This is a genomic window from Paenibacillus aceris, from assembly GCF_017874035.1.
GTDB lineage: Bacteria > Bacillota > Bacilli > Paenibacillales > NBRC-103111 > Paenibacillus_E > Paenibacillus_E aceris.
Map to the genome: position 1 here is coordinate 1 of NZ_JAGGKV010000056.1, position 1832 is coordinate 1832.

General features: G+C 43.6%; 1 protein-coding gene. It reads left to right on the plus strand.

Annotation, left to right across the window (positions count from 1 at the left end; translation table 11 throughout):
• The first annotated feature begins 131 nt into the window (after positions 1-131).
• Entirely contained in the window at positions 132-1418 is a 1287-nt protein-coding gene (locus tag J2Z65_RS35060) for an IS110 family RNA-guided transposase (protein WP_167067207.1), read from the plus strand.
• Positions 1419-1832 lie beyond the last annotated feature (414 nt).

A 1832-nucleotide genomic window follows, 5' to 3' on the forward strand; every position in this document is an offset into this window, starting at 1 on the left:
CTAACGGGCAGCATTCCTATTATGTAGAAATACGAGGTTTGAAGCACAAAAAGACTCCTTGGTATGATGTTAAAAGGATCCCAGTTGCTGGCCAGCGACAGATCCAAAAACAAAACCAAGGAGACTACACCATGCATTCTACTCAAAATGAAAGAATTAATCAAATCACTTCTTCTACTTTAATTATCGGAGTCGACATCGCAAAATTCAAACATGTGGCTCGTGCGCAAGACTTCCGCGGAGTCGAGCTTGGGAAGCCCATTACGTTTGAAAACAATCGAGAAGGCTTTGAAGTGTTCGTGAGTTGGTTCCAGGAGATTTCAACAGCTCAAGAATTCCATGACATTATCGTTGGCATGGAACCAACGGGTCACTACTGGCTGAACCTTGCTCATTTTCTAAAAGAAAAGCAAGTAAAATACGGTGTTGTGAATCCACTGCACGTGAAAAAAAGTAAAGAACTAGATGACAATTCTCCAACGAAGAATGACATGAAAGATGCAAAAGTGATCGCACAGCTGGTCAAAGATGGGAGATACGCCGTACCGAACCTTCCCCACGGTATTTATGCCGAACTGCGGGAAGCGATGAAAATTCGCGAACACCTAACAACTGACCTTTGTGTTGTGCAAGCGCGTGTCCATAACTGGTTAGATCGATATTTCCCAGAGTTTTTGACGGTTTTTAAAGACTGGGAGTGCAAATCTGCCATCCAAATGCTAAACCTTCATCTACTGCCACATGAACTTATTCACGTGCCGGATACAACCTTACTACAGCATTTGAGAGAAGCTGCAAAGCGAGGGCTTGGTCTAGGGCGAATCATTTGTTTGAAAGCAGCAGCAAGCCGTTCTGTCGGCATACGAGAAGGTTCGGAGTTAGCTAAAATGGAGTTAAAGTTACTGCTAACCCAGTACGAATGGTTTCAAAACAAGCTCGAAGAACTGGGGGCAAAGTTGGATGAACTGCTCATGCAGATCCCTAATGTACAACTATTGTTGGCCATAAAAGGGATCGGAAGGGACACCATTGCAGGTTTTCTAGCTGAGGTAGGCGACATAAGTCAGTACCGTCATCCCAAGCAGATCACGAAGCTTGCTGGATTGAATTTGAAAACAAATTCATCAGGTACACACATCGGACAAACGAAAATAACCAAGCGAGGCCGTAAGCGTCTTCGTGCGTTGCTCTTTCGAGTTATGATGCCGTTAGTTGCTAAAAACGCAGCTTTTCGGGCCTTGCATGAATATTACACCAAACGACAGGTGAATCCACTCAAGAAGATGCAATCTCTCATTGCTTTGTGTAATAAACTTATAAGGGTCTTTTTCGGCATATTAACAAAAGGACACGAATTCAGTGAAGAAAAGATGATGCAGGATATCCCTCGATTTGCAGAGTTACCGCAAGCAGCTTAAATAACGATACTCAGGGTGGATGATCTTAGCAAAGGAAAAGATAACAAGAAGCACGGATGAGTCGGAAAGGCACTATCCTTACGGACAGAGATCCTGTCGGGCAGCATATCTGACCTCCACCTCATGGACAGGTTGAATGAAGGAATGTGGGAGCGTAGACTCTGCGAGATGTGGGAGGGTTGACCACCATGAGCTCATGTGGAGATCCAAAGGTGCAACCATACATTACCATACCATCCGTTTTTTACATCAGGTGGTTTAGGTAGAGAGACTTTTGCCCCACAGCATATCCATAAATTTCTTCTTCTTCAACTTCATACCATTGAAAAGTTATCTGCAAAAAAGTATTGAAGGTCAAAAACTGAGAAAACGAGAGTATTTAAGAGCAAAGCGTTTCTCCATAGAGGGAGGATA